This window comes from Catenulispora pinisilvae (assembly GCF_015356865.1).
Lineage (GTDB): Bacteria > Actinomycetota > Actinomycetes > Streptomycetales > Catenulisporaceae > Catenulispora > Catenulispora pinisilvae.
In genome coordinates this window covers 13805-38083 of record NZ_JAAFZA010000003.1, presented here as the reverse complement: position 1 = coordinate 38083, position 24279 = coordinate 13805, and the positions used below count along the sequence as shown (strand labels likewise).

Here is a 24279-nt window from a genome sequence, read left to right as displayed (position 1 = left end):
GAGGACCCCCAGTGAACGAGCGGAACCGACGCGTCCTGATCTCCGGGGCGAGCATCGCCGGCCTCACCCTGGCCCACTGGCTCGCCCGCGACGGCTTCCGGCCCACCGTCGTCGAACGCGCCGCCACCCTGCGCACCGGCGGAAACGGAGTGGACGTCCGAGGACACGCCGGCGAAGTGGCCGCACGGATGGGCCTCATGCCGCGGATCCGCGAACTGGCGGCGGACGTCCGCGGCATCAAGTTCGTGGACGCCGCCGACCGAGCCGTCACCCGCATCGACATGCGGACGCTGGACCCGGAATCGGTGGAGATCATGCGCGGCGATCTGGTGGCCCTGCTCCGCGACGCGACCGACGCGACTGACGCCCAGATCCTGTTCGGCGACTCCATTCAGCGACTGGAACAGGATGAGGACGGCGTGACCGTCACCTTCGACAACGCCCCCGCGGACCGCTTCGACCTGGTCGTCGGCGCCGATGGCATGCACTCCCAGGTACGCCGCCTGGCCTTCGGCCCGCCGGCGCGGTTCATCCGGCACAAGGACCACTACTTCGCCTTCGCCAACACCGACGCCGCCCTCGGCGAAGACCGCTGCGTCACGATGTTCAACACCCCGGGTCGCATGGCCGGCATCTACCGCTCAGGCAACCACGCTCAAGCCAAGGCCTACTTCGCCTTCCGCTCGGCGCCGCTCGACTACGACCACCGAAACCCGTCCGTTCACAAGCAACTGCTGAGCGACGCGTTCAAAGACCAGAGCTCCTGGCACACCAAAGAACTCCTCGACTCGGCCCTGGCCGACCCCGACTTCTACTTCGACGCCTGCGCCCAGGTACACATGCCGTCCTGGTCCACCAACCGTGTCGCCCTGGTAGGCGACGCAGCCTGGTGCCCCTCCCCAGCCTCCGGCGCGGGCGCCGAATTGGCCATGGTCGGGGCCTACCGCCTGGCCGGCGAACTCGCCGCCGCCGAAGGCCACCACCACCGCGCCTTCGCCCGCTACGACGCCGCGCTACGCCCCCTGGTCACCGCCAAGCAGCAGATCGGCCCGAACCTGCGCCTCATGATCCCCAGAACCAGGACCGGCCAACACCTCCGCAATGCTCTGACTCACCTCCCGCTACTGAAGGCCGCCGCCACGATGGAGCGCCGCACCCAAGCCAGGAACGCCCGCCCCCTGCCGGAGTACATGCCGCCCCGCTGAAACCACGGCCCGTACTGTGGCCAGGTGTAGCTGGAGTGCCCGTGCCGCCGGCGAGTTCGAGCCCTGATACGCCAGGACGTTTCCGGCTCAGCTTCCGCAGGCGGTGAGGACCGCCTGGGCGTCGTGCAGCGCGGTCGACGGGTCCGGGTTCTGCCCGCTCTGCGCCTGGGTCAGGATGCTCTGCATGTCGTCGGCGACCTTGTTCATGGCCGACGCGGCATCAGGCTTCTGAGTCATGGTCGCCGCGGTCCGGAGCTGGCCCATGTCCGTGGTGACCTTGGTCACGACATCCTGCGGGTTGGTGGAGATCTCGGACTGGGCCTGCTCCGCGTTCTCGATGGCGCTCTGCGCCTGGGTGCAACCGGCGTCGGTGCCGCCCGTACCGCCCGACGTGCCACCAGAACCGCCGGTGGTGCCGCCCGTTGTGCCGCCGGTGGTGCCGCCGACCAGGCCGGCCGTACCGCCTTGCGCGGATCCGCCGATCGAGCCCGAGCTCGAACAGCCGGCGAGGAGCAGCGCGGCGCACGCGACGCCGGCCAGCGCGGGAATGCGAGAACGAATGGACATGGGTCAACTCCCTGATGCGACGAGAAACATCGCCCCTAGTACCTTGTCGGCGGCCTGGGGCCAACGGCCACGACGAAGGTTAGAGCCCCGTTGTCAGGACCGGTCCTCTGGAGCCGCAGGCCCTCGGCGAGTCACGGTGTCATGGCGCACTCGGTCAGCTCGGCCTCGGGGCCCTATCCGACACCACGAAGCAACGAAGCCACCACGAGATCGGCAGCCGGCCCCGGCTCGATGTCGACGAACACGTGGGCCATGTCGTCGACCATGCCGCCCAACAGCGCCATCGCCCACCCGGGGGGCAGGCCCGGCCTGATCAACCCTTCGTCGCAAGCTCGGCGCAGAAACGCCGCCAGCCGACCGCGCTGCTCCTCGGCCCGGCGCTCGGCCTCGGGGTCGTCCTTCATCATCCGCCGGATGTCCAACGGCCAGCGCCGACTGACCGGGATGATCGCCTCGACGTAACCGTGCAGCGCGATCGCCACCGGCGCCTCCGTCAGGCGCGCCGCGTCCAGGACCGCCTGGGAGGCGTCGAGCTTCGCCGTGTAGACGGCGGACAGCAGCGCTTCCCGGTTCGCGAACCGGCGATAGACGGTGCGTCGGTCGACTCCGGCCGCCGCGGCGATCGCGGCCATGGTCGTCGCCGGGTTCTGCGCGAGCAGCCGCGCCCCGGTCTGCAGGACCGCGTCCAGGTTCTGGGCTGCGTCGGCTCTCATAACGACACACTAGCATCGCGCTTGTTGCACTAAGTGTCACACCGACGTAGCGTTTATGGCATGAGCGAGACACGGCATGAGTAAGACATGGTTCGTCGCCGGCGCCGCCGGCGGGCTCGGACGGCACCTGGTCGGTGCCGCCTTGGCGGCCGGGCATGACGTCCTGGCCGCCGATATCGACGCCGACGGACTCTGCGAGCTCGATGCGGTCGCGGCGGTTGCGGCGGTCGCGGCCACCGGCAGCCCCACTGGACGCCTGATCACCACTGAGCTCGACCTGACCGACCGCCCTGCCGTCGATCAGGCGGTGCGGCGAGCCGTCACCGCGTTCGGCGGGCTCGACGTGGTGGTCAACAGTGCCGGCTACCGCGGAGTCGGATCCGTCGAGGACATGGCTGAGCGGGAATGGCGCCGCACGATCGAGACCAACCTGTACGGCAGCATCCACTTGGTCCGCGCGGCATTGCCGATTCTTCGTCCGCGCCGCCGTGGACACTTCGTGCAGATCTCCACGATCGGGGGCCGCCGGGCGCAGCCCGGGCTGGCCGCGTACCAGACGGCAGCCTGGGCGGTCGGCGGGTTCTTCGAGATCCTCGCCCGCGAACTCGCTCCGATCGGGATTCACGCGACCGTGCTGGAGCCGGGAGGTATCCGCACCGCGAGGGCGGACGAGCCGCTGCCGACCCGCGGCTGGCACCCCGAGTACGAGCCGACCGTCGGGCGCTTCGCCCGGACCTACCAGCGCAACCCGGATGTGCAGCGCGGCGACCCGGCGAGGATCGCCGAAGTCGTCCTGCGCCTGACCGCCGAGCCCGACCCGCCGACCCGGCTGCTGCTCGGATCGGACGCGGTGTGGCTGGCACCGCGGATCGCGGCGGCACGAGCGGCCCAGGACGCCGCGTGGCGCGACCTGAGTCTGTCCACGGACCGAGACGGCCTGCCCGACTTCACCAGTACGGAGGTCGCCCGCATGGTCCGGCCGGACCAGCCATGACCGGCTACAGCCCGCACTCGCTGCCGACTACAACCCCCCACGACAGTCGGCCACAGCCCCCACGCACAGCCGACCACAGCCCTCACGCCACAAGACAGGAAGAAGACAGCATCGTGATACTCCGAGACAAGCTCTACCTCGGCGGTCTGTGGACCGACCCGAGCGACCCCACCCCGCTCGACATCCGCTCCCCCCACGACCAGTCCCTGGTCGGCCAGTCCGTCCAGGGCCAGCCAGCCGACGTCGACCGCGCGGTCGCGGCGGCCCGCAGGGCCTTCGACCAGGGCCCCTGGCCACACACGACCCCCCAGCAGCGCCAAGACCTCATCGTGCGCCTCAACCAACTCCGCGAGGCACGCGCCGATGAGATCGCGGCACTGATCACCCGGGAGCGCGGCAATCCGCTGTGGTTCAACCGGGCCGGCCAGGGCGGACTGACGCGGCAGGCCCTGGGCTACCTCAAGGGGGCCCGGGAGTTCGGCTGGGAGGAGACGCTCCTGTCCTCCGTGCCCGACGCCGCCTTCCGCAGCGTGGTACGCCGCGAGGCCATCGGCGTCGTGGCCGCGGTCATTCCGTGGAACTCGCCGTTCTCGGCGGCGCTGGCGAAGATGATCCCGGCGCTGCTGGCCGGCAACACCGTGGTCCTGAAGGCTTCGCCGGAGAACTCCCTGAGCATCATGCTGCTGGCAGACATCTTCGACCAGGTGGGACTGCCCGAGGGGGTCGTCAGCATTCTGCCGGCCGGCAAGGAGACCAGCGAATACCTGGTCGCGCATCCCGGCGTCGACAAAGTGTCGTTCACCGGCTCGACCGGCGCGGGCCGTTCCATCGCCGCCGTCGCCGGCCGGCAGCTCAAGCGGGTCAGCCTGGAACTCGGCGGCAAGTCCGCGGCGATCATCCTGCCCGACGCGGACCTGAACGAGGCCGTCCCCGCGCTGCGGTACTCCGCGCTGGCGAACAACGGCGAGGCGTGCATCGCACAGACCCGTGTACTGGCACCGCGCAGCCGCTACAACGAGGTGGTCGCCGCCCTCAAAGACCTGCTGGAAGGCCTGAAAGTCGGCGACCCGTCCGAGGACGACACCTTCATCGGCCCGCTGGTCCGCGCCGAACAGCAAGAACGCGTACGGTCCTACATCCGCCTCGGCATCGAGGAAGGCGCCCGCCTGGTCACCGGCGGGCCCGAGTCCCCCGCCGGCCTGGAACAGGGCAACTACATCAAGCCGACTCTGTTCGCCGACGTCGACAACAGCATGCGGATCGCCCGCGAAGAGATCTTCGGCCCGGTCCTGGTGGTCATCCCCTTCGACGACGAAGACGACGCCGTCCGCATCGCCAACGACTCCGAATACGGCCTCAGCGGCGGCGTATGGACCGCCGACGCAGAGCACGGCCTAGCAATCGCCCGCCGAATCCGCACCGGCACCTTCACCGTCAACACCGCGCCCATCGGCTTCGACGGCCCGTTCGGCGGCTACAAGACCAGCGGCATCGGCCGCGAATACGGAGCCGTCGGCCTGGCTGAGTACGTCGAGCACAAGACGATCACGGTCCCGGCCTGACAGCCCTTGTCCTTCCTGACAGCCCTTGTCCTTCCTGGCGCCTAGGAGCGTTCTAGGACGGTTCTAGATCTCGCATCCCTACGCTGGCACGGCCTTCCGCATAGCGGGAGGCCCAGTGGTTCCGGCCTGAGGGGGCGGCTGATGTCGGCGGACGAGACGGTGCCCGAGGGCGGTCCGACTCTGCGGGTTCGGCTCGACTCGCTATCCGACGGTCTGAGCGCGCGGTTGACCGGTCACGACGAGCAGATGGTGCGCCTGCTCGCGGAGCAGGAGGAGGCCTTCCCGCCGCTGATGGTCCAGTGGCCGTCGCGCCGGGTGATCGATGGAGCGCACCGACTGCGTGCGGCGAGGCTGCGCGGCGACGTGAGCATCGCAGTCCGCTACTACGAGTGTGACAACGCCGAGGCATTCATCCTGGCCGTGCGAGCGAACGTCAGGCACGGTATCCCGCTGTCCCTGCGTGAGCGCAAGGTGGCGGCTGCCCGGATCATCCGGTTGCGGATTCAGTGGTCGAACAGCCGCATCGCGAAGATCACCGGCCTGTCGGACAAAACCGTCGCCGCGGTGCGCGTGGGGCTCGGTGACACACTCGGGGAAATCGGCGGCTACCCGTATGACGGGCGCATCGGACTGGATGGGAGGGTGCGTCCTGTGGACGCGCCAGCGCGCCGCCTGGAGGTGGCGCGGCTGATCGCCCAGAACCCCGGCGCCTCGCTGCGCGCGATCGCCGCGCTCGCCGGTGTCTCACCGGAGACCGTCCGTGCGGTACGTCGCGCAGGGACGCCGGCTGAGCCGTCAGGCGCGGAGCCGCGCGAGAGCAACGCGTCCGGCCCCGACCCACGTCTGTGTCATCGAAGGCTGGTGGCCGACCCCGCGCTCCGATTCACCGATCGTGGCCGACTCCTGCTGCGCGTGCTCGGGAGTTACCCGCTGCTGGAACAGCAGCCTGAGACGCTGGTGGAATGTGTGCCGGTACACGACCTGACCCTGTTCCGGCACCTGGCGCTGGCCGCCTCGGAAAGGTGGCAGGCGCTCGCTTCCCAGGCGGCCCTGCGAGAAGCGGAAAGCGGGGCCGACGCGGCCACTGGCGAGGACACGTCCGCAGCCTGAGTTCAGGACCGAGGGTGCATCGCACAAGGCGTCCAAGTCCGGAATCTCCGATGCCGGACACGGGTCGGCCGCTCTGGCGACAACGGGCCACGCGACTACCCGGCGCTCTTGCCCGCTCCAGGGCCGGACACCCAGCCCTGGAGCGGAAGGCGCGCTTTGCTCAGGCGCACAGGCCGCACGGTACGACTGCGGGCGTCGTCGACGCGGAGGCGGGTACCAGAACGGCGGCGCCGGTCCAGGTGAGCACGCCGGCGACGGCGACGATACGGAACGCCTTGCGGAGCTTGGACATGTCAACCACCTCATGAGCGCAGGGGAATGGGATTCCGGCATCGTGCCCGACGAGTCGATGCTTCGCAGCTCTCCCCGCGGTCCACCTGCCGACCGCCGCAATCTACTTCAGTCCTACGCGATGCTCGATCCCTGAAGTTGGACACCCGCGCGGGCCGGACACCACCGGCGACCTCCGATCCGCTGTCACTGCTCCAGTCCGGAAAGGCTCGCCAGAACGCGTTCGATACCGGGGGCGAAGTCGATCTCCTGGAAGACGGCGAGCGACTGCTGCCAGCACGTGCGCGCGCCGGCCGGGCGGTCGAAGTGGGCGAAGGCCCTGCCGAGGGTGTGCTGCGCGTCAGCCTGCAGATACCGGTCGCCGAGAACGGTGGCCAGGCGCAGCGAGTCCGTGATGGAGGCCACCGCCTCCCGGAACCGCCCGAGCGCCCGATAGGTGTCGCCGAGGTTGTTCAGGCTGATCACGACGTCGCGGGAGCCAGGCGGTAGCAGCTCGATGGCCCGCTGGTAGTGCCTGATCGCGCCCTCGTAGTCGTGAAGGTTGAGGTACGCGTCCGCCACGGCGGTGTGGATCCGCGCCTTCCGGGCCGTGTTCGCGCCTAGTTCCGGCTGCTCCGCGAGGTACGCCAAGGCGAGGCGGCCGTGTTCCAAAGCCTTGTCGAACTGTTTGAGCAGCGCATAGCCGTTCGAGAGGTTGTGCAGCACGATCGTTTCCCCCAGGCGATCCCCGCACACCCGATGCAGATCCAGGGCGCGTTCGAGTTCGGTCACGCACTGTTCGGCACGTTCCCACATGCCATGGCACACTCCCAAGCGATGCCGGAGCCAGGCCTCCATCCGCTTGTCCTCGCGGCCGAGCTGGGCGCGCAGCGCGCGTTGCAGCCAGTCGCGCCAGTCGACGGTCATGTCCGCCAGGACGTACGCCATCGCCTCGACCGCGATGAAGCCCGCGAGGTCCGGCCTACCGACCGCCGGTGCCTTGTCGATGGCGCCGGACAGAGCCTGGGCATACCGGGCGCACCAGGCCACCGCCGCGTGGCGGTCGGAGAAGCCGGGGAGCGGCGGCGTGCCGGGTTCGGGCCCGATGTCGAGCACCGAGCGTCTGCCCTCTAAGGCCTCCGTCACCTCATCCAGACCGATGGCGTACCAGCTGAACAGCCGACGCGACGCCGCACCCGACTCGTCGCCTACGTCGGCCTCCTCCAGCAGTCGCAGCGCGTAGGACCGGACCAGATCGTGGAACGCGTAACGGCCGTCGCCGTGATCGGCGATCAGATGGACGTCGACCAGGCGCTCCAGCGCGGCTTCCACATCCGCGCTCGCATACCCCTCGCCCAGCAGCGCGGCCACCTCCGCGACATCGAATATCACGGCCGGAGTCAAGGCCGCGACGCGGAACACGCGGGCGACGTCGACGCCGAGACGGTCGCCCGCCGGCGGAGCCGAACCGGGCAGCTGGGCATAGCTGAGTTCGAAGCAGGCCCGCACCGCCAGGTCGGACACGGACAGCTCGTCCAGGCGCCGCCGCCGATCCGCCAACAGCTGCGCGAACCACGCCAGCGTGCGCGAGGGCCGCTCGGCCAAGCGCGCTCCGGCGATGCGCAGGGCCAGGGGCAGCCCCGCACAGCTGTCGAGGATCGAGGCGACGGCGACGGGCTCGGAACCGGTTCGGTCGGTGCCGACGATGCGCTCCAGCAGGCTCAGCGCGTCCGGCGACGGCAGCAGCTCCAAGTCCAGCCGGTGTCCCCCGGCCAGGCCGGAGAGTTGGCCACGGCTGGTCACCAACACCGCGCAGCCGGCCGGCGGAATCAGGGGCCGCACCTGAGCCGGATCAAGGGCGTTGTCGAGCACGATCAGCACGCGGCGCCCGCCCAGCACGGCTCGGAAGCGGGCTGCCCGTTCTTCGACGTCCGGGGGCAGCTCGCCGGACGGCACGCCGAAGGCACCGAGGAAGGACGCGAGCACGTCGCCGGGGTCGCGTCCGGCGGCGGATCCGGCGCCGCGCAGGTCGACGAAGAGCTGGCCGTCGGGAAAGTCCCGCGCGGCAAGATGGGCCGCGTGCACCGCCAACGCGGTCTTTCCCAATCCTCCGCCGCCGATGACCACGGCCACCGGGACCCGGCCTGGTCCCCCGTACTCATCGCGCAGGACCCGCAGCACTTCGACGGTCTCACGCTCGCGCCCGCAGAAGTCCGCGACGTCCGCCGGCAGCTGCGCCAGGGGGCCGGTGGCGGGCGGGTCCGACTCGCGGCGCTCCCGGGTGCGGGATTGTTCCCGATCGGGCGCGTCCGCCGCGGGTCCGGTGTCGGCGGCCGGGCCGGACGCATCGGGCACCATGAGCCCTTCGTCGTCGCCCAGGATCCGCTGTCGCAGCTCCCTGACTTCATGCCCGGGCTCGACACCGAGCTCCTGGACCAGGCGCGTACGCAGCTCGCGGTAGAGGGTCAGGGCCTCAGCGCGCCGACTACATCGATAGAGGGCGAGCATGCCCTGCCGGACGAGCCACTCGTCGAAGGGATGCAGGCGGATCAGCCCGCGCAGCTCGCTGACGACCTCGCGGTGCCGGCGCCGGCCGAGTTCGAGATCGATCACCTCGTGCTGGGCCCACAGCCTGCGCTCGTCGAGAAGCGCGGCCGAGTTTGCCAGCGCGGCACTGGCGATCCCGGCCAGTGCCGGTGCCCGCCAGCAGCCCAGGGCGGCGCGCAGAGCGGCGATCCTCTCCTGCCCGGCACCCTCGCCGCCGTCGGCGGACGACCGCTGCGCGTCGTGCATGTGGTGTTCGAATTCGAGCAGGTCGAGCTCGTCGGTGCGCAGGTTGATCCGATATCCCTGCTCGTGCGTACTGATCAGGCCCGCCGCGCTGGCTTGTGCGCCGAGAGCGCGGCGCAGCGCGGAAACGGCGTCGCGTACTTGGCGCACCGCGGTGGCCGGCTGCTCGCCGTCCCACATGGCCTCAGTCAGCCGGCGCAGCTCGACGACGCGGTTCGGCTCCAGCAGCAACGCGGCGAGCACCTTCGAATGCCGCGGGCCGTCGAGCCGGACTTCGCGAGCCCCGTCTTCGATGAGCAGCGGCCCGAGTATGTTGAACCTCCTCACGTCACCAGGACCGCGTCCGCCGAAGTGGCTCGTGCGCGGAGGCGGTGCCGGTGGCGACCAGCTCGGCGCCGACGGCTCCACGGTTCCGATCACGTCTGGGCCTGCCTCGGCCTCCAACGCGGGATCATTGGAGATGATGCGGCGGTGCAGGTCGCACACCTCGGCAGACGGCTCCACGGCCAGTTCGTCGACCAGACTGCGCCGCAGAGCGAGAAAGACGTCCTGTGCCTCACCCTGGCGGCCCGACCTATACAGGGCGAGCATCAATTGGGCGTGCAGCGCCTCGCGCACGGGATGTTCGGCGGTGAGGGCGAACAGCTCGGGCACCACCCCCCGGTGCCGGCCGAGATGCAGGTCGGCGTCGATGCGAGCCTGCCACGCCAGCATCCGGGATTCCTCGAGTTGCTGGATGTACGGCCGACTCCACGCGCCGGCCGCCAGATCGGCGTAGGGATCGCCGCGCCACAGTGTGAGTGCTCCGGCCAGTTCCGCGGCGGCAGTGGCCCAATCGCCGGACGCCAGCGCCCGATGTCCGAGTCGGCTGCGGACGTCGAATACCTGTTCATCCAGCTCACCATCGCGCACATCGATGCGGTAGCCCGGGTATGCCGTCCGGATCCGCCCGCCGACCGCCGCGCCCAGCCACTGGCGCAGCCGCGCCATGTGGTTGCGCAAAGACGCCTCCGCCGATCGCGGGCGCTCATCGCCCCACACTGCTGACGCGAGGCGATCCGCGGACACGGCCCGGTTGGCACTGGCAAGCAACGTCGTCAGCACGGTCCGCGGTATCCCCCGCCCGAGCGCCACCTCCGCACCATCGTCGTCGAGGACGGTCGTCGGCCCGAGCACGCCGAACCACATCGTGGCCCCCTTCACTTGATATGGCCCACCCGCCGTCAACGTATGTTGCCTCTGTTGCACGAGCCGTTGCAGCGCTGTGGCAGGCATTTGTCACGATGAGCAGGAAATCAGCACCCAGACAATGAACGACACGTAGATCGAGGAGGCCACTTTGAAGAGCAAGGTGTTCCGCAGGGTCGCCGTCGCCGTCTGCGCACTGGTACTCACCAGCGCGGCCGGCGCCGCGACGGCGTCCGCGGCAACGGTGCGGCCGGACCGTACGCACTGCGACCTCTGCTAGAGGCCGGGCGAGGCGCGGATCCAAGCCGGCGAACATCACTGGGATCCGTGCCTCGCCCGCGCTCACCGGCGCGACACGCGGCGGCGCAGAAGGGTACGGATGGTGAAGGCCTGCATGCCGGCCACGACGGACAGGGCGACCACGCCGTCCAGGACGCGCGCCGGGGCGTCCGCCCGGGTCGCGTGGTCGATCTCCACGACGGCGCGCACGATCGTCGAGATGACGATCGGCAGCTGATAGCAGCCGAAGACTGCGAGAGCGGCCGCGGTGCCCAGGGCCATGAAGGCCGAGTAGACGCGGACGGAGCGCCGTTCGGGGACCGGGAGCGCGTCCACGGGATCGGGGCCCGCCGCCGTGCCGCCGCGCGTGCGCTCGCGCCAACGTCTGCCGAGCCACCGCAGATGTTCGAGCGCATCGGCATAAAGGTTCTTGCACCTCGTCAGTTCCTGCACGACGAGATAGAGATCGGTGCGCATGAAGACGTAGCACTGAGCGAAGATCGAGAACAGGACGCTGAGGCAGAGCAGTTCGGCCAAGCGGTGCACGAGACCGTTCCCGCCGGTGTACGCCGCGGTGAGCAGGCAGGCCGAGACGACCACCGCGTCCGATACCAGGCCGGCGAAGAACACGCGCAGCCGGATGCGCCGATCGGCGCCCCAGAGCCCGGGCACCGTGGTCTGCGCGACCAGGAACACCAGCCGCGTGCTCCAGCCGAGCCACGCGTTCACGCCGGCGGCCCGCGCGGCCGCCAGGTGCCAGAACTCGTGCATCGCCACCGCCGCGGCCACCAGAGCGAGCCCGATCAGATCGTTGAGCCCCGGCTCGGGCAGCGCGAAGAACGCCCGGTAGGTGGGAAGCGCGTCGTGCCGGACGCCGATCACGAGGCCGAACACCACGAAGACCGCGACCACGGCCGCGACCGGTCTGGTGAAGACGAACCGCACGTGCCCGGGACGCAGGAAGGGCAGACTCGGCGGACGTTGATCCTGCTCCCGCACCGTCCGGTCGTCTACACCGGCCACGAATCCGAGCTCGACAAGCGCTTCGGTGAATTCGAGTACGTCGAGGTCCGTGCCGTGCCGCGCGTCCGCCGCGCTCTTCGCCGCGCCGATGGTCCCGCCCGCGATGAGCACATCGAGCACCGTCTTCGCCTCGTCCGGCAGTTCCACGAACTCACCGGTGGCCGCGCGCCCGACGATCCATCCCGCGCCCTCCGGTCTGAATACGAGCTCGTGGAGGCGGACGACGGACTGCCCGGTGAGCGCCGGGTCGCCGGTCTGCGCTGAGTCGCCGGTCTGCGCCGAATCGCCGATCTGCGCGGAGCCGTCGGTCTGCGCGCTCATCCGCGGATCAGGTCGCCGCAACCGACCGGGCAGTCCGGGCGGGCCACCGCGTCCGTGTAGCGGTGCTGGTCGTAGTCGATGAGATACCGCTGCAACTGCCGGCCGGCGGTCTGCACCGGCAGGCCCGTGAGCAGATGGATCGTCTCCAAAGCCAGGTAGTGCCCCGAGATCTGGGCCGAGGAGGCGATCACCCTGTTGTCCCCCGCGTCGAGCTCCTCGACCCGCAGGCCGAGCGCCCGGGCCTGCTCATGGACCTGCGCGAGATGGCAGGAGGCGCACGGCGTGGTACCCGGGATGAAGGTCGACATGGTGAATTCCGGACCGGTGTAGCCCGCGTTCAGGAATGGGATGCCTGTCCGGTACGCGGCATCGTTGGCCCACATCCTGATCGTGCCGCGCGGCTGGTCCGCGCAGAGCACGAAGGCGTCGGAACCGGCGACCGCCTTCGCGATGGTCTCGGGTCCGTCCAACGCCAGGTTCACGGCGGTGACCTCGATGTCGCTGTTCGCCGCACGCAACCGCCGCGCGGCGACTTCGACCTTGGGCCGGCCGATATCGGCTTCGGTGTAGAGCAGTTGCCTGCTCAGGTTCGACAGTTCGACGACGTCCTGGTCCACACATCGCAGGCGACCGATGCCCGAGGCGGCGAGGTTCGCGGCGACGGCGCTGCCGACCCCGCCGACGCCCAGCACCGTGACACAGCTGGCTTTCAGGCGGGCCTGCATGCGGTATCCGTCGGTGCCGGGCCGCAAGTTGACTGTTTCCAGATACTCGATGCCGCGCCGGTAGCGGTCGAGGTCGCGGGGTGTGAGCTCGGGCGGGATCGGCGCGTCCGCGTCCAGGATCCACCCGGAGCCGATCAGGAAGTCGAGCACCTCGGCGACGTCGTGCCGGTCGGCCTGTGCCCCGACGGCCGCGACGACGTCGTCGACGAGCTCTTCCCGGGTACGACTGCCGTCGAGCCGGGCACACAGTGCCGCGAGCACACCGCTGGAATCGTTCAGCTCGGTGGCCATGCCGTGGACCCAGGGCCCGAACCAGAGGGCGCCGTTCGCCCGCGACTGGGGTGCGTGTCCGGGCTTTATGCGGGGACGGATCATGCTGACTCCTCGGGCGGGTGCGGACCTGGAGGTGCTCTGCCTGTGCCGTCCCCGGGTCCCGTGGGTCTCGGCGGACCCGCCCCTCGGGGACGGCGCAGGCGGAGAGTGGATCAGCCGCCGCCGCCGACCGCGGTCGGGTGCACGGTCGCCTCAAGCTTGTCCAGCTTGCGAATCGTGATCTTCTGCATCTTCTGTCACCCCCTCGGAGCTGTGGAAATACGGATCTGGCGGGAGTGCAACCGCGACTCGGACATGGTCTGGACCCGGTGCTCCCGTGGCGAAGATCCTCTAGGGTGCCGGTTGAGCCTCGGTTGAGCCTGCGTGGAAAGGGGAGCGCCATGACGGATGACGGGCTGTGGTTCGGTCTGCTCGGACCGGTCGAGATACGGATCGCGCGGACCCCGGTGCCGATCCACTCGGCCCGCGCCAGGTCCCTGCTGGCCGCGCTGCTGTGCCGGCCGAACACCCTCCTGAGTGCCGACGAGCTCATCGACCTGGTGTGGGGAGAGCAAGCGCCGTCCGGAGCGGCCATCACCCTGCGTAGCCACGTGATGCGACTGCGCCGTCTCCTGGACCGGGCCGCGGACCGCGTCGAACACGCGGCGGCGGGCTACCGCATCCACGTGGACCGCTCCACCGAGCTCGACTGGGCGATCTTCGAGGAACTGTGCCGGAGCGGGCGCGCGGCCGCTCGACGCGGCGAGTGGCCGACCGTGACGCAGAACGTCTCCGAAGCGCTGGCCCTGTGGCGCGGCACTCCGCTGTCCGACGTGGATTCCGAACGGCTGCGCAGAGACGAGCGGCCCGCCATGGCCGAGGCCCGCGTCGCGGCGGTCGAACTGCTCGCTCGCGCCGGGCTCGCGCAGGGCCACGGGGACGAGGCGATCTCGGCTCTGCGCAGCGCAGCGGTCGAGAACCCTCATCGGGAGCACACCCACGCACTGCTCATGTCGGCGCTCGTGGCGAACGGCCGCCGCGCCGAGGCGCTCGAGGTCTACCAACGCCTGCGCGGCGTTCTCGTAGGCGATCTGGGCATCGAGCCGGGCGCCGAACTCAGAGAGCTACAGCAGGAGATCCTGCGCGTCGAAACCAGCCCGAAGCCGGCCGCGGGCCGGACCAAGGCGAAAACCCCGGGGCCGGCTCGGCCCAGACCACAGTCGCTGCCCAGAGACACCACGGACTTCACCGGCCGGGATGCAGAGCTGTCCGAACTGCTCGCGGTTCTGCGGACCGAGCCCACGGACGGCGCGGCAAGGGCGGTCGTGATCGACGGCATGGGGGGCGTCGGCAAGAGCGCGCTCGCGTTGCACGCCGCGCACCTGGCCGCCGCGGCGTACGGCGACGGCCAACTCTTCGCAGACCTGCGCGGCACCTCCCCGCATCCGGTCGAGCCCAGCACCGTTCTCGGGTCGTTTCTGCACCTACTCGGTGTGCCCTCGGCGGAGATGCCGGCCGGCGCGGCGGCGCGCGCCGCGCTCTTCCGCGCCCTGTTGGCCGATCAGCGGGTGCTGATCCTGCTCGACGATGCCGGCGATGCCGCGCAGATCGACCCGCTACTGCCCGCCTCCCCGGGCTGCGCGGTCGTGGTCACCGTGCGGCACAAGCTGCTCGGCCCGCCCGGCAGCCGGCGGATCTCGCTCGGCGGCCTCAGCCGCGCGGCGTCGCGCGAGTTCCTGGACCAGATCGCCGGCGGCGAGCGCGTGCCGGCCGAGCCTGAAGCCGCGGACTCCGTCCTCGAGGCCTGCGCGGACCTCCCGCTGGCGATCCGGGTGGCCGGCGGGCGGCTCGCCGCCCGGCCGCACTGGCGGGTCGAGGACCTCGCCGCCCGCCTCGAACTGGCGAACCGCCGCCTGGCAGAGCTCGAATTCGGCGGGCACAGCGTGGCGGCCAGCTTCGAGATCGGTCTGGCCGGCCTCACCGAGAGCGGGGACGTCGGCGCCGAGGCGGCCGCGGCCTTCCGTCTGCTCGGCCTGTGGAACGGTGCCGACCTCGGCCTCGGCGCGATCGCCTCCCTCGTGGGGCGGACGCCGGAGCGAGCCGAGTACCTCATGGAACACCTGCTCGACGTCAACATGGTGCTCTCACCGCAGAGTGGGCGGTACGTCCTGCACGACCTGCTTCGCGAGTTCGCCGCCGACCGTGCCCGTGACGTGGTCGGCCAAGAGGAGCGCCGCGCGGCTGTCGCCCGCATCGTGTCCTGGTACGCCGGGTCCAGCGCGGCGATGGAGCGGGTGCTTCGCGCGGCGAGCTGGAACATCGACGAGCCGCCGCACGAGGGCATCGCCCCGATCCACGTCCCGAAAGACCAGGCCGACGCGGTGGACTGGGGTGAGCGGGAGCATGCGAACCTCATCGAGGTGGCACGACTGGCCGCGCAGTACGCGCTCCTGGAACCGATCCGGCGGCTGTCCAGCTCGACCTGGACGTTCTTCAACCAGCAGCAGCACTTGGAAAGCTGGATCACCATCAACGAACTCGCCCTCGCGGCGGCCCGCGAGCACGGCGACGAGGACGCCGAGGCTGTCGTCCGCAACAACCTGGCCACCGCACTCGCCTCGTCCGGCCGGCCCGACGAGGCCCTCACACACCTCGAACGCAGTGCCGAGATCCGCAGGGAGCAGGGCGACGTGGAACGCCTCGGCGGGATCCTGTCCAACCTGGGGATCGCCTCGATGCAGGCCGGTCGGCCCGACCAGGCGCAGGCGTACTTCCAGGAGGTGCTCACGCTGTCCAGGTCGGTGGAGTCCCAAGCCACCGCCCGCGCCAACCTCAGCAACTTCCACCTGCTACTGGGCCAATACGAGGACTCGATCACATACGGCCTGTCCTCAGTAGAGCTCTGTCGGCTTCGGCCGGAGCCGGACATCGACCTCGGGACCGTCCTGGGGACCCTGGCCGACGCACACAGCGGCCTCGGCGACTTCCCCCAAGCCGCACAGTACGCACGCGAAGCGGTCGCAGTGATGCGGACCATCGCGAGCCGTCCCGGCTTGATCGAGAACCTCGAACGGCTCGCGACCATCGCCGACGGGCTCGGCGGCGACGCGCAGGAGCGCGAGGCCGCAGACGCCCGCGCCGAGGCGCTGGCCCTGACGAAGCAGGGAGCCGCCGGGCAGGGCTGATCTACCGCCCGCGGTTCACCGCCGCCTTCGACCGTCGAGCGTGGCCAGGATCAGCACCCTGCTCCCCTCGGCCGAACGGGCTCCCACGGCTGCCCGCTACCCTCCTCGCGGATGAACCAGCCCCGACTCGTACGCGGCGACCGCGGCCTGCAGCCGGTCCCGGAGGCCCAGCTTGGCCAGGATGTTCTGCACATGGGACTTCACGGTGGATTCGGCCAGGTGCAGCGCGGCGCCGATCTCGGCGTTCGACAGGCCCCGGGCGACCAGCAGCAGCACGTCCACTTCGCGCACGGACAGCCGCTCTCGCAAGTCGGCACCGTCGGCGGCGGCGTCCGCGCGGCCGGCTGCGATTCGCTCCAGCATGCGCCGGGTGACCGCGGGCGCCAGGATGGCCTCGCCCGCGGCGACCACGCGGACCGCCTCCAGGAGTTGGTCGGCGGTGGCGTCTTTGAGCAGGAACCCCGAAGCTCCGGCGCGCAGGGCCTGTGCGACGTAGTCGTCGAGGTGGAAAGTGGTGAGCATCAGGATCCTGGTCGGGTGCGGTCCGGGGCCCGAGCTCAGGGAGCGGGCCGCGGCGACGCCGTCCAAGCGGGGCATGCGGATGTCCATCAGCGCGACGTCCGGGCGCAGGCGGCGGACCGCCTCGACCGCCTCGGCGCCGTCGGCGGCCTCGCCCACGACCTCCATACCGGGCTCGGACTCGATGATGGCGCGCAGCCCGGAGCGGATCAGGCGCTGGTCGTCGGCGATCAGGACACTGATAATCATCGGGATTCCTCCTCGGGCAGCGGGATGACCGCCCGCACCTGGAATCCGCGGCGCGGGCCGGTGCCGGTGCCGGGACTGGGACTGGGACTGGGGCCGGGGCCGACGCGCAGGGTGCCGCCGTAGACCGCGACCCGCTCGCGCATCCCGACGATGCCGTGGGCGGCACCGGATGCGGGCACGGTCGGCCCCCGGCCGTCGTCGAGCACTGACACCAGCACCGATCCGGCGCCGGGCTCGACGGCGACCACGGCCGTCGCGCCGGGGCCCGCGTGCTTGAGCACATTGGTCAGCGATTCCTGGACGATCCGGTACACCGCCAGCCCGACCCCGGGCGGCAACTCGGGCAGCAACTCGGCTAACGGGGCGTCCAAGCGGACCCGCAGCCCGCCGTCCTCGAACCGCGCCACCAACTCCCCCAGGTCGTCCAGCCCCGGCTGCGGACTCATCTCGGGCTCGGCGTCCGGGCGCAGGACGGCCAGCACGCGCCGCATCTCCGCCAACGCCTCGCGACCCGTCGCCGAGATCGTCGCCAGGAAGGGCGGCACCGCGTCCGGGTTGGTCCGCACCGACCGCGTCGCCGCCTCGGCCTGCACGGTGATCAGGCTGATCGAATGCCCGACGACATCGTGCAGCTCCCGGGCGATCCGCAACCGTTCCTCGGCCACAGCCCGCGCCGCCCGCTCGCCCTCCTCCGCCTCCAGCCGGGCCGCCCGCTCCACCAGTTCGGCGACATAGGCACGCCGAGTACGCAGTGCATAACCAAGGATCCACGCCGACAGCACGGCCAGTCCGACGCTGTTGAGCCCGTTACCACGCGCATCCGGCGCCAGGTTCGCCGCGGAGAGCGCCAACGCGGCGGCTGCCACCATGGCTGCGCTCCCCACCGGGAACCGCGCACGCCCCGTGTGTTCTGCGCGCTCGACGTCGCCGCGACCAGGCCCGCCGCTCCAGTACATCGCCACGGCGTAGGCTGCGAAGAACGTGCCCACAGCCGCGCCGCCGGCCGGGTACCCGCCGACCGTCAACAGCAGGGCGACCGCCGTCGTCCCGGCCAGCGTCAGCACGGACGCGCGCCGCCTGGCCAGCAGGATCACACCTTGCAGTACCGCCAGCGCCGGGATCGCCGGGTGCGGTAGCCAGGAGGCCAGTGTGTCGGTCGCGCCCAGGCCGGTGGCCGCCGCCGCCAGGACGCAGACCAGCCAGTCCATGCCGGCCTGGCGTCCTGTGCCCGTGGTCACGAAGTCCATCATGCCCGCGTCGCCTCCGGTCGGCTTGTCAGGGCTTGTCAGGCGTCGTGGTGCCGCAGCCACAGCGCTGCGAGCGTCCCGAGGCCGACGATCCAGAGTGCCAGCAGGGCCCAGGCCGGGCCGGCGGTGAGCAGGCCGTCGGTGTGGGAGTGCCAGATGGCCTCGCCGAGGTTGGACGGCAGGTACGGCACGGTGTGCCGCCACAGGGCCGTGTGCGGCAGTTCGTCGACCGTCACCGGCAGCATCAGGAACAGGGCGAAGACGCTGGTCATGGCCACGGCCGTGCCGCGAGCCAGGACGCCGAGGAAGACGCCGCACAGCCCGGCGGCCGTCAGGTAGGCCACCGCGCCGAGGATGTGCCCGAGCACGCCGGGGCCGCCGAGGTGCGCCGTGGGCACGTGCCCGCTGAGCAGACCCTGTCCGACGAAGAACGCCGCGAAGCAGACCACTGATGACGCCGCCAGGGCGAGCGCTCCCAGCAGGGCGGCCTTGGCCGCGAGGACCAGGCCGCGCTGCGGCGTCGCGGCGAAGGTGGTGCGGATCAGGCCATTGCCGTACTCGCTGGTGACGACCAGGGCGCCGAGCACGCCGAAGAAGAGCACGCCGATCCGCAGGAAGCCGAAGTTGACCGTCAGCGGGTCGAACGTGTTCCGATCGGCGGCGCTGACGTCCTTCCAGTGCGCGGCGTAGTTGGCGCAGACCAAGGCGGCCAGGCCGATACCGAACACGGCCGCGACGACCAGCGTGACGGGCAGGGACCGCAGCGAGCGCAGCTTGATCCACTCGGCGGTGAGCACGGCCCGGGCCCGGCGCGTGCGCGAGGCGGTCCGGGCCGGAGGCGGCAGAACCGCGAGGGAGGCGGACGAGGACATCAGACGTCCCTCCTTCGGATCGTGACGAACGCCGCCGCCGCGGTGGCTGCCGCGTAGGCGGTGAAGAGGGCGAAACCCGGCCAGGCGCCGAGACTGTGGCCGCTGTGGACGAGGTGCCAGATCTGGAAGCCGGCTCCGGCCGGCGAGTACTCGCTGACGAGCGCCCCGGCGTTGCCGGGAAGCAGGGCGAGGACCACCGGCAGCACCATCATGACGCCGACCAACGCGGCCAGTGCGGCAGCCGTGCGGCGCAGCAGCGCCCCGAGGAACACCCCGAACAGCCCGACCCCGGTGAGATACAGGCCGCCGCCGAGGACCGCGGTCGGTACGCCCGGATCGCCGAGGCCGACAGGCGGCACCGGCGCGGTGAGGAAGCTCCGGCCGACGAAGAATGCGACGAAGGACAGCCCCGTGCACCACACCCCCACGACAGTGGTGAAGATCAGGGCCTTCATCGCCAGCACCTGACGGCGCTGCGGGGTCGCGATGAAGGTGGCGCGGATCAGGCCGCTGGTGTATTCGCCGGTCACGGTGACGACGCCGAGTGCGCCGACGAGCAGCTGTGCCGCGATGACGCCCCGCAGGGTGACGTCCCCGGGATCGAAGGACGCCCGGTCGGCGGCGGTGTAGCCGCTGTGAAAGCCGGCACTCACCAGCCAGGCGCCCAGCACCATGGCCAGCAGGGTCGCGGCCAGGACCACGGGCCCCGACCGGACCGAGCGGAACTTGATCCATTCGCTGCGGGCGGTGGCGCGGAACCTGGTGGCGGCGGAGGCAGTGGATACGGCATCTGGCCCCGCGCCAGACAGGCGGACGGCGGCTGCTGATGATGATGGTGGTGTTGTTGCGGCTGCGGCTGATTGTGTTGTTCCGGCTGCGGCTGCGGCTTCTGTCGCGGCTACGGCCGCCGCTGCTGTCGCGGCTACGGCCGCCGCTGCTGTTGCGGCTGTGCTCGCGCGGCCGTTCACGCCGGCACCGCTTCCGGCCTCGGCTCCGAGGCCCTCGGCTCCAGGGCCCGGTACTCGACGCTCTCGCCGGTGAGCCGGAAGTACGCCTGCTCCAGCGACGCGGTCACGTCATGCAGCTGGTGCAGCACGTGCCCCCGCGCGGCGGCCAGCTCGCCGATCCCGACCGAGCCCATCGCGGTGACCGCCAGCGTGCCGTCCGGTTCCACCGCGACCCGCGCACCGACCGCGCGCAGATCCGAGGCCAGCCGCCGCGGATCGGCGGCCCGCACCTCGACCCGCTCAGCGGAATGCCGCGCGATCAGCTCGGACAGCGGGGTGTCGGCGAGCAGTCTGCCGCGTCCGATGACCAGCAGGTGGTCGGCGGTCAGCGCCATCTCGCTCATCAGGTGGCTGGAGACCAGCACGGTGCGGCCCTCGGCGGCCAGCGACCGCATCAGGGTACGGATCCACAGGATGCCGTCCGGATCCAACGCTGTGATTTACTGCCGCGCGAGCACCGCTTGCCCATCGAACAACATCGTCCCCGGATCCCCCAGGAGCACACCGGCGATCCCCAGCCGCTGCGCCATCCCCAGCGAGAACCCGCCGGCCCGCTTGTGCGCCACCGATGTCAGCCCCACCTGCTCCAACACCGCGTCCACGCGCGCCCGGCCGATGTCATTGGCGGCGGCCAGACTGTGCAGATGGTTGTACGCCGAGCGGCCTGGATGCACCGCACGCGCGTCCAGCAAAGCGCCGACATCGTGCAACGGCCACACCTTGCCCCGGTAGTCCCGACCGTCGACGGTGACGGTCCCGGCCGTGGGCAGATCCAGACCGAGGATCATCCGCATGGTGGTGGACTTGCCGGCCCCGTTGGGCCCCAGGAAGCCGGTCACCAGCCCGGGACGGACCTGGAAGTCGATACCGTCCACCGCGGTCTTGCCGCCGTAGCGCTTGGTCAATGCCTTCGCCTCGATCATGAGGGCCTCCCGCTGCTCATGACCTCGACGCTAGGGACACGACCATCGCCGCCACGTCGTCCGGAGGGTGGAATCCGGCGGCTGGAAGGCGAAAACCTCCTCCTTGAGACGGAGTCGGCCGCACTGGCGGCGAGCATGGGCGACCCCGCGGCGACCATGATTGTTCGGCACACCGCCGCTGCTGTGGCCGGGAACGCCGAGGGCCTGGTGTGGCCGGCGCCCGCGTGACGAGCGCCGGCCACACCAGGGTCAAGGTGCTGGTGCTGCCTGTTTCCGGGTGGTGTTAGTTCTGGGCCAGTTTGCCGACTGAGTAGAGTTCGTCGACGTCGCCGGTGGTGAAGAAGCTCCACGGGACGTTGACGTAGCCGTTGTCGCCCCAGCTGGCGCCCCAGCTGTTCTCGATGGTGACGCCCTGGTCGGTGTAGCCGATCACCGCGACCTCGTGGCCGCCGACCACCGGGTCGGTGCTGTCGTTGCCGGGGGTGTAGCTGTAGTCCGAGGCGGCCTGGCCGCTGAGGTCCATGAAGCTCTGCCGGACGTTGAACCCGACCGAGACCGGCAGGCCCTGGGAGATCGAGTCCTTGATGGCCTGCTCGGCGCCGTCGCCGAGCGCCAGCGTCTGGTAGCCGGACAGCTTGTAGTGCGCGGCGTTGGCGATCTCGCTGGCGTCGGGCTGGGTGGTGTAGTCGAAGTCGCCCTGGTGGTAGTCGGCCTTGGTGTCGATGCCCTGCTGCTGCTCCATGCCGAGCGCGACATCGCCGGTGGTGCCCTGGTCGTTGCCCTGGGCTATCTGGGCGTAGATGTACATCGGCGCCATCGGGTCACCGGAGATGCCCTGCTCGTTCATCAAAATCCCGTAGGCGCTGTAGCCAGTGGCCCAGGTGACGCAGGAACCGACCTGGCCCTGGTCGCCCGGGGACAACGCGTACTGCTGAAGGCTGGCGCTGTCCGGGACGTCGGCCGACAGGCCGTCGGCCGCGCGCAGGCCGCGCAGGGACGTGGAGTAGGTGGCGCGCGTGGCCAGGCCCGCGCGCTCGGCGGCCCGGGCCTGGCCGATGTTCAGCCCGGTGGCGTAGTGGTGGTGGCGCAGCGCGTTCGGCTGAGCGGAGGCGGCCGAGGCCGGTGCGGCCGCGACGGCGGTCAGCGCGGCGGCCGCGATGAACGCCGCGGCTATGCCGGCGGTCTTTGCGTGGTGCATGAGGGGACTCCTTGCGTTGCGAGACGGTGGCGTGACTCTGATACGCCGGAGTCGGCAGCGCGGCCCGCAGGTTCCCGCCATCATGATTTTGATCAGCTCTTGACACGATGACCCACGCGGCACACGGCGTTCTAGAAGCGTGACGGCGCGAGGCAGAGCCACGAGCAGAAAAATCCAGGTGATGACAGCAACGCCAGCACGGCGCGACCCGGTGCCCCCTGGTTCGCATCGGCGGCCGGCTGCGGTCCGGCATCGATCGACTACGGGGGCTCGTACTAGAGAGGAAACGTAGCAAGCTGCTGTGACCCGCGTCAGCCTGTGCGTCGGTAAAGGCTTAGCAAAGGCCTCGTACGACGCCGCGCAGTAGCCGCCTGCACCAGATCGCTTGATCCTGGCCACAAAGCACGACTAGTCGTTCAACTTATGCGATCGGGTGTGCGCGCTTGATGCGCAGCGTTGACAGGATCGCGCATCAGCGGTCAACTGTTGGCGCTACCGCGAATCGGATCCTGGTGACGGTTGGGTCCTGGCAAGCGCCGCTACAGGGGTACTCGGGTGATCGGGATGCGCAGTTGGAAGGACGCACCGCCTCCGGGGGCATCGGCCACGGTCAGCTCGGCCCCGTGCGAGCGCGCGATCTGCTGCGCCATCGCCAAGCCCAGCCCAGAGCCGGGCAGCGCCCGAGCCGACGCGGATCGATAGAAGCGGTCGAATACGTGAGGAAGGTCCTCCGGGGCGATACCGGGGCCGTGATCGCGCACGGTCAGCTCCGCCGTCTCGCCGTCGGCCCCAGCCACGACACCAAGTGTCACCTCGACCCGGCCGGCCCGTGGGCTGTACTTCGCGGCGTTGTCGAGGAGGTTGTCGACCAGCCGCGCGAGCCGCTGAGGCACCCCGCGTACCAGGACGCCGTGCACGCCGCCCGCGGCAGGATCCGCAGCCACATCTGTGAGGGTGTCCGTAAGCGCGTCCGTGAACGCCAACTCGGGCCAGTGGTCCCGGGCCGCCTCCACCCGGCCGTGTACCAGCCGGTCCAGCGCGAAGACCTCGACCAGGGCGTCGGGCTCCTCGGTGCGGGCCAGTTCGATCAGATCGTTGACGAGGCCGGTGATCTCCCTGGCCTGCCGGTCGACGGCCCGGGCCGCCCGGGCCGTCTGCCGCGGCGTCAGGCGTTCCGCATCGATCAGTAGCTCCGCGTTGGTGCGCAGGGCCGTGAGCGGTGTCCGCAGTTCGTGAGACGCGTCGGCGACGAGCCTACGGCGCGCGTCGACCGATTCCTCCAGCTCCGCGAGCATGGTGTTGAAGCTCGCGGCCAGCCGCGCCGGCTCGTCCGGCCGCCAGCGGCGCCCCTGGGCCCCGGCGGCGCCACCGGGCGGCGTCTGGATGCGCAGGCTCGCGTCGCCGGTCGCGGTGATGCGTTCGGCCACGGCGGTCAGCCTGGCCACCGGGCGCAACGAGCCGCGGGCGACCAGGTATCCCAGCAGCGCGGCCAGCAGCATGCCACCCGCGCAGACCGCGGTCATCAGCCAGGCCGCCTGTCGCACCCCCGTCTGCACGGTGTCCGACCTGGCCGCCACCTGTACGGCGGTGCCAGGGGTAAAGGAGACCGTGTACATCCTGACGGGGAACCCGTCCAGGGTGATGTCGCTGTAGTACGCGCGGTGTTCGCCCGCCGCAACCTCGCGGGTGCGCGGCCCGACCGGAAGGACGTATCCCCCCGCCGGGTCGTGGGCTGGGGAGGCGGAGACGACTTGGGAGCAGGCCGGTGCCGCCAGATATCTGCATTCGCCGGAGATCACTTGAGGCGGTTGGTTCTTCGACTGCTGGGCCGCGAACGTGGCGTCCTGCCCGAGCTGGATGTCGAACTGTCGCTCAAGCTCATGGCGCACCACCACGAACGCGGCAGTGCTGCATGCCAGTGCGACGATGGCGACGGCCAGCCCGCTGGCCACAGCCAGCCGCGTACGTAGCGGGAGCAGGCGCAGCCAGCGCGCCGGGGGCGAGAGCAGCCGGCGCAGGC

Annotated in this window: 18 protein-coding genes and 1 pseudogene; 6 read left to right on the top strand and 13 right to left on the bottom strand. The window is 70.7% G+C overall.

Going from position 1 to position 24279, the window contains the following annotated elements; translation table 11 throughout:
* Positions 1-11 precede the first annotated feature (11 nt).
* A complete protein-coding gene (locus IZR01_RS01545; protein WP_194922596.1) occupies positions 12-1205 on the top strand; it encodes an FAD-dependent monooxygenase in 1194 nt (397 codons plus the stop codon).
* A gap of 87 nt (positions 1206-1292) precedes the next feature.
* Here the strand turns inward: IZR01_RS01545 and IZR01_RS01540 are convergent, their stop codons facing one another.
* On the bottom strand, positions 1293-1772 hold the full coding sequence (locus IZR01_RS01540; RefSeq protein WP_194892529.1) for a hypothetical protein: 480 nt from the start codon (positions 1770-1772) through the stop codon (positions 1293-1295).
* A gap of 173 nt (positions 1773-1945) precedes the next feature.
* Positions 1946-2485, bottom strand: a complete 540-nt coding sequence (locus IZR01_RS01535; protein ID WP_194892530.1) for a TetR/AcrR family transcriptional regulator — start codon at positions 2483-2485, stop codon at positions 1946-1948.
* A 76-nt stretch (positions 2486-2561) separates the two neighbouring features.
* On the opposite strand from IZR01_RS01535, the gene IZR01_RS01530 reads away from it, so the two are divergent.
* The 3 genes from IZR01_RS01530 to IZR01_RS01520 all read left to right on the top strand — a co-directional run bounded on the left by IZR01_RS01530 (position 2562) and on the right by IZR01_RS01520 (position 6151).
* On the top strand, positions 2562-3479 hold the full coding sequence (locus IZR01_RS01530; RefSeq protein ID WP_194922595.1) for an SDR family NAD(P)-dependent oxidoreductase: 918 nt from the start codon (positions 2562-2564) through the stop codon (positions 3477-3479).
* Positions 3480-3592: 113 nt separating this feature from the next.
* Positions 3593-5041: an aldehyde dehydrogenase gene (locus IZR01_RS01525; protein WP_194922594.1), complete on the top strand. Its 1449-nt coding sequence runs from the start codon at positions 3593-3595 to the stop codon at positions 5039-5041.
* Positions 5042-5182: 141 nt separating this feature from the next.
* Complete coding sequence (locus IZR01_RS01520) at positions 5183-6151, top strand: helix-turn-helix domain-containing protein (RefSeq protein WP_194922593.1); 969 nt, start codon at positions 5183-5185, stop codon at positions 6149-6151.
* A 160-nt stretch (positions 6152-6311) separates the two neighbouring features.
* Here the strand turns inward: IZR01_RS01520 and IZR01_RS52055 are convergent, their stop codons facing one another.
* Both IZR01_RS52055 and IZR01_RS01515 read right to left on the bottom strand, forming a co-directional pair.
* A complete protein-coding gene (locus IZR01_RS52055) occupies positions 6312-6443 on the bottom strand; it encodes a hypothetical protein (RefSeq protein ID WP_267254738.1) in 132 nt (43 codons plus the stop codon).
* A 185-nt stretch (positions 6444-6628) separates the two neighbouring features.
* Positions 6629-10399, bottom strand: a complete 3771-nt coding sequence (locus IZR01_RS01515; RefSeq protein ID WP_194922592.1) for an AfsR/SARP family transcriptional regulator — start codon at positions 10397-10399, stop codon at positions 6629-6631.
* Between the two features lie 151 nt (positions 10400-10550).
* Between IZR01_RS01515 and IZR01_RS52050 the strand changes: the two genes are divergently transcribed.
* A complete protein-coding gene (locus IZR01_RS52050) occupies positions 10551-10679 on the top strand; it encodes a hypothetical protein (protein WP_267254737.1) in 129 nt (42 codons plus the stop codon).
* A gap of 62 nt (positions 10680-10741) precedes the next feature.
* On the opposite strand, the gene IZR01_RS01510 is transcribed toward IZR01_RS52050, so the two are convergent.
* Positions 10742-12022 carry a hypothetical protein gene (locus IZR01_RS01510; RefSeq protein ID WP_194922591.1) on the bottom strand — a complete coding sequence of 427 codons (1281 nt, stop codon included), beginning with the start codon at positions 12020-12022 and terminating at the stop codon, positions 10742-10744.
* Positions 12019-13122 (bottom strand): ThiF family adenylyltransferase, encoded by a 1104-nt coding sequence (locus tag IZR01_RS01505; protein ID WP_194922590.1) that lies wholly within the window; start codon positions 13120-13122, stop codon positions 12019-12021. Before IZR01_RS01505 ends, IZR01_RS01510 begins: the two co-directional genes overlap by 4 nt.
* A 338-nt stretch (positions 13123-13460) precedes the next feature.
* On the opposite strand from IZR01_RS01505, the gene IZR01_RS01500 reads away from it, so the two are divergent.
* Entirely contained in the window at positions 13461-16244 is a 2784-nt protein-coding gene (locus tag IZR01_RS01500) for an AfsR/SARP family transcriptional regulator (RefSeq protein ID WP_194922589.1), read from the top strand.
* Positions 16245-16340: 96 nt separating this feature from the next.
* Here IZR01_RS01500 and IZR01_RS01495 read toward each other — a convergent pair whose 3' ends face one another.
* The 7 genes and pseudogenes from IZR01_RS01495 to IZR01_RS52920 form a co-directional block, all read right to left on the bottom strand.
* Complete coding sequence (locus IZR01_RS01495; RefSeq protein WP_194922588.1) at positions 16341-17012, bottom strand: response regulator; 672 nt, start codon at positions 17010-17012, stop codon at positions 16341-16343.
* Positions 17009-18250 carry a sensor histidine kinase gene (locus IZR01_RS01490; protein WP_194922587.1) on the bottom strand — a complete coding sequence of 414 codons (1242 nt, stop codon included), beginning with the start codon at positions 18248-18250 and terminating at the stop codon, positions 17009-17011. The genes IZR01_RS01495 and IZR01_RS01490 overlap by 4 nt, the downstream gene beginning before the upstream one ends.
* A 47-nt stretch (positions 18251-18297) precedes the next feature.
* Positions 18298-19131, bottom strand: a complete 834-nt coding sequence (locus tag IZR01_RS01485) for an ABC transporter permease (protein ID WP_194922586.1) — start codon at positions 19129-19131, stop codon at positions 18298-18300.
* A complete protein-coding gene (locus tag IZR01_RS01480) occupies positions 19131-19832 on the bottom strand; it encodes an ABC transporter permease (RefSeq protein ID WP_194922585.1) in 702 nt (233 codons plus the stop codon). The genes IZR01_RS01485 and IZR01_RS01480 overlap by 1 nt, the downstream gene beginning before the upstream one ends.
* A 263-nt stretch (positions 19833-20095) precedes the next feature.
* Positions 20096-21061, bottom strand: a pseudogene (locus IZR01_RS54030) (ABC transporter ATP-binding protein).
* 283 nt (positions 21062-21344) lie between these two features.
* Positions 21345-22259: a C1 family peptidase gene (locus tag IZR01_RS01470; protein WP_194922584.1), complete on the bottom strand. Its 915-nt coding sequence runs from the start codon at positions 22257-22259 to the stop codon at positions 21345-21347.
* A 539-nt stretch (positions 22260-22798) separates the two neighbouring features.
* Entirely contained in the window at positions 22799-24277 is a 1479-nt protein-coding gene (locus tag IZR01_RS52920; RefSeq protein ID WP_194922641.1) for a sensor histidine kinase, read from the bottom strand.
* Positions 24278-24279 lie beyond the last annotated feature (2 nt).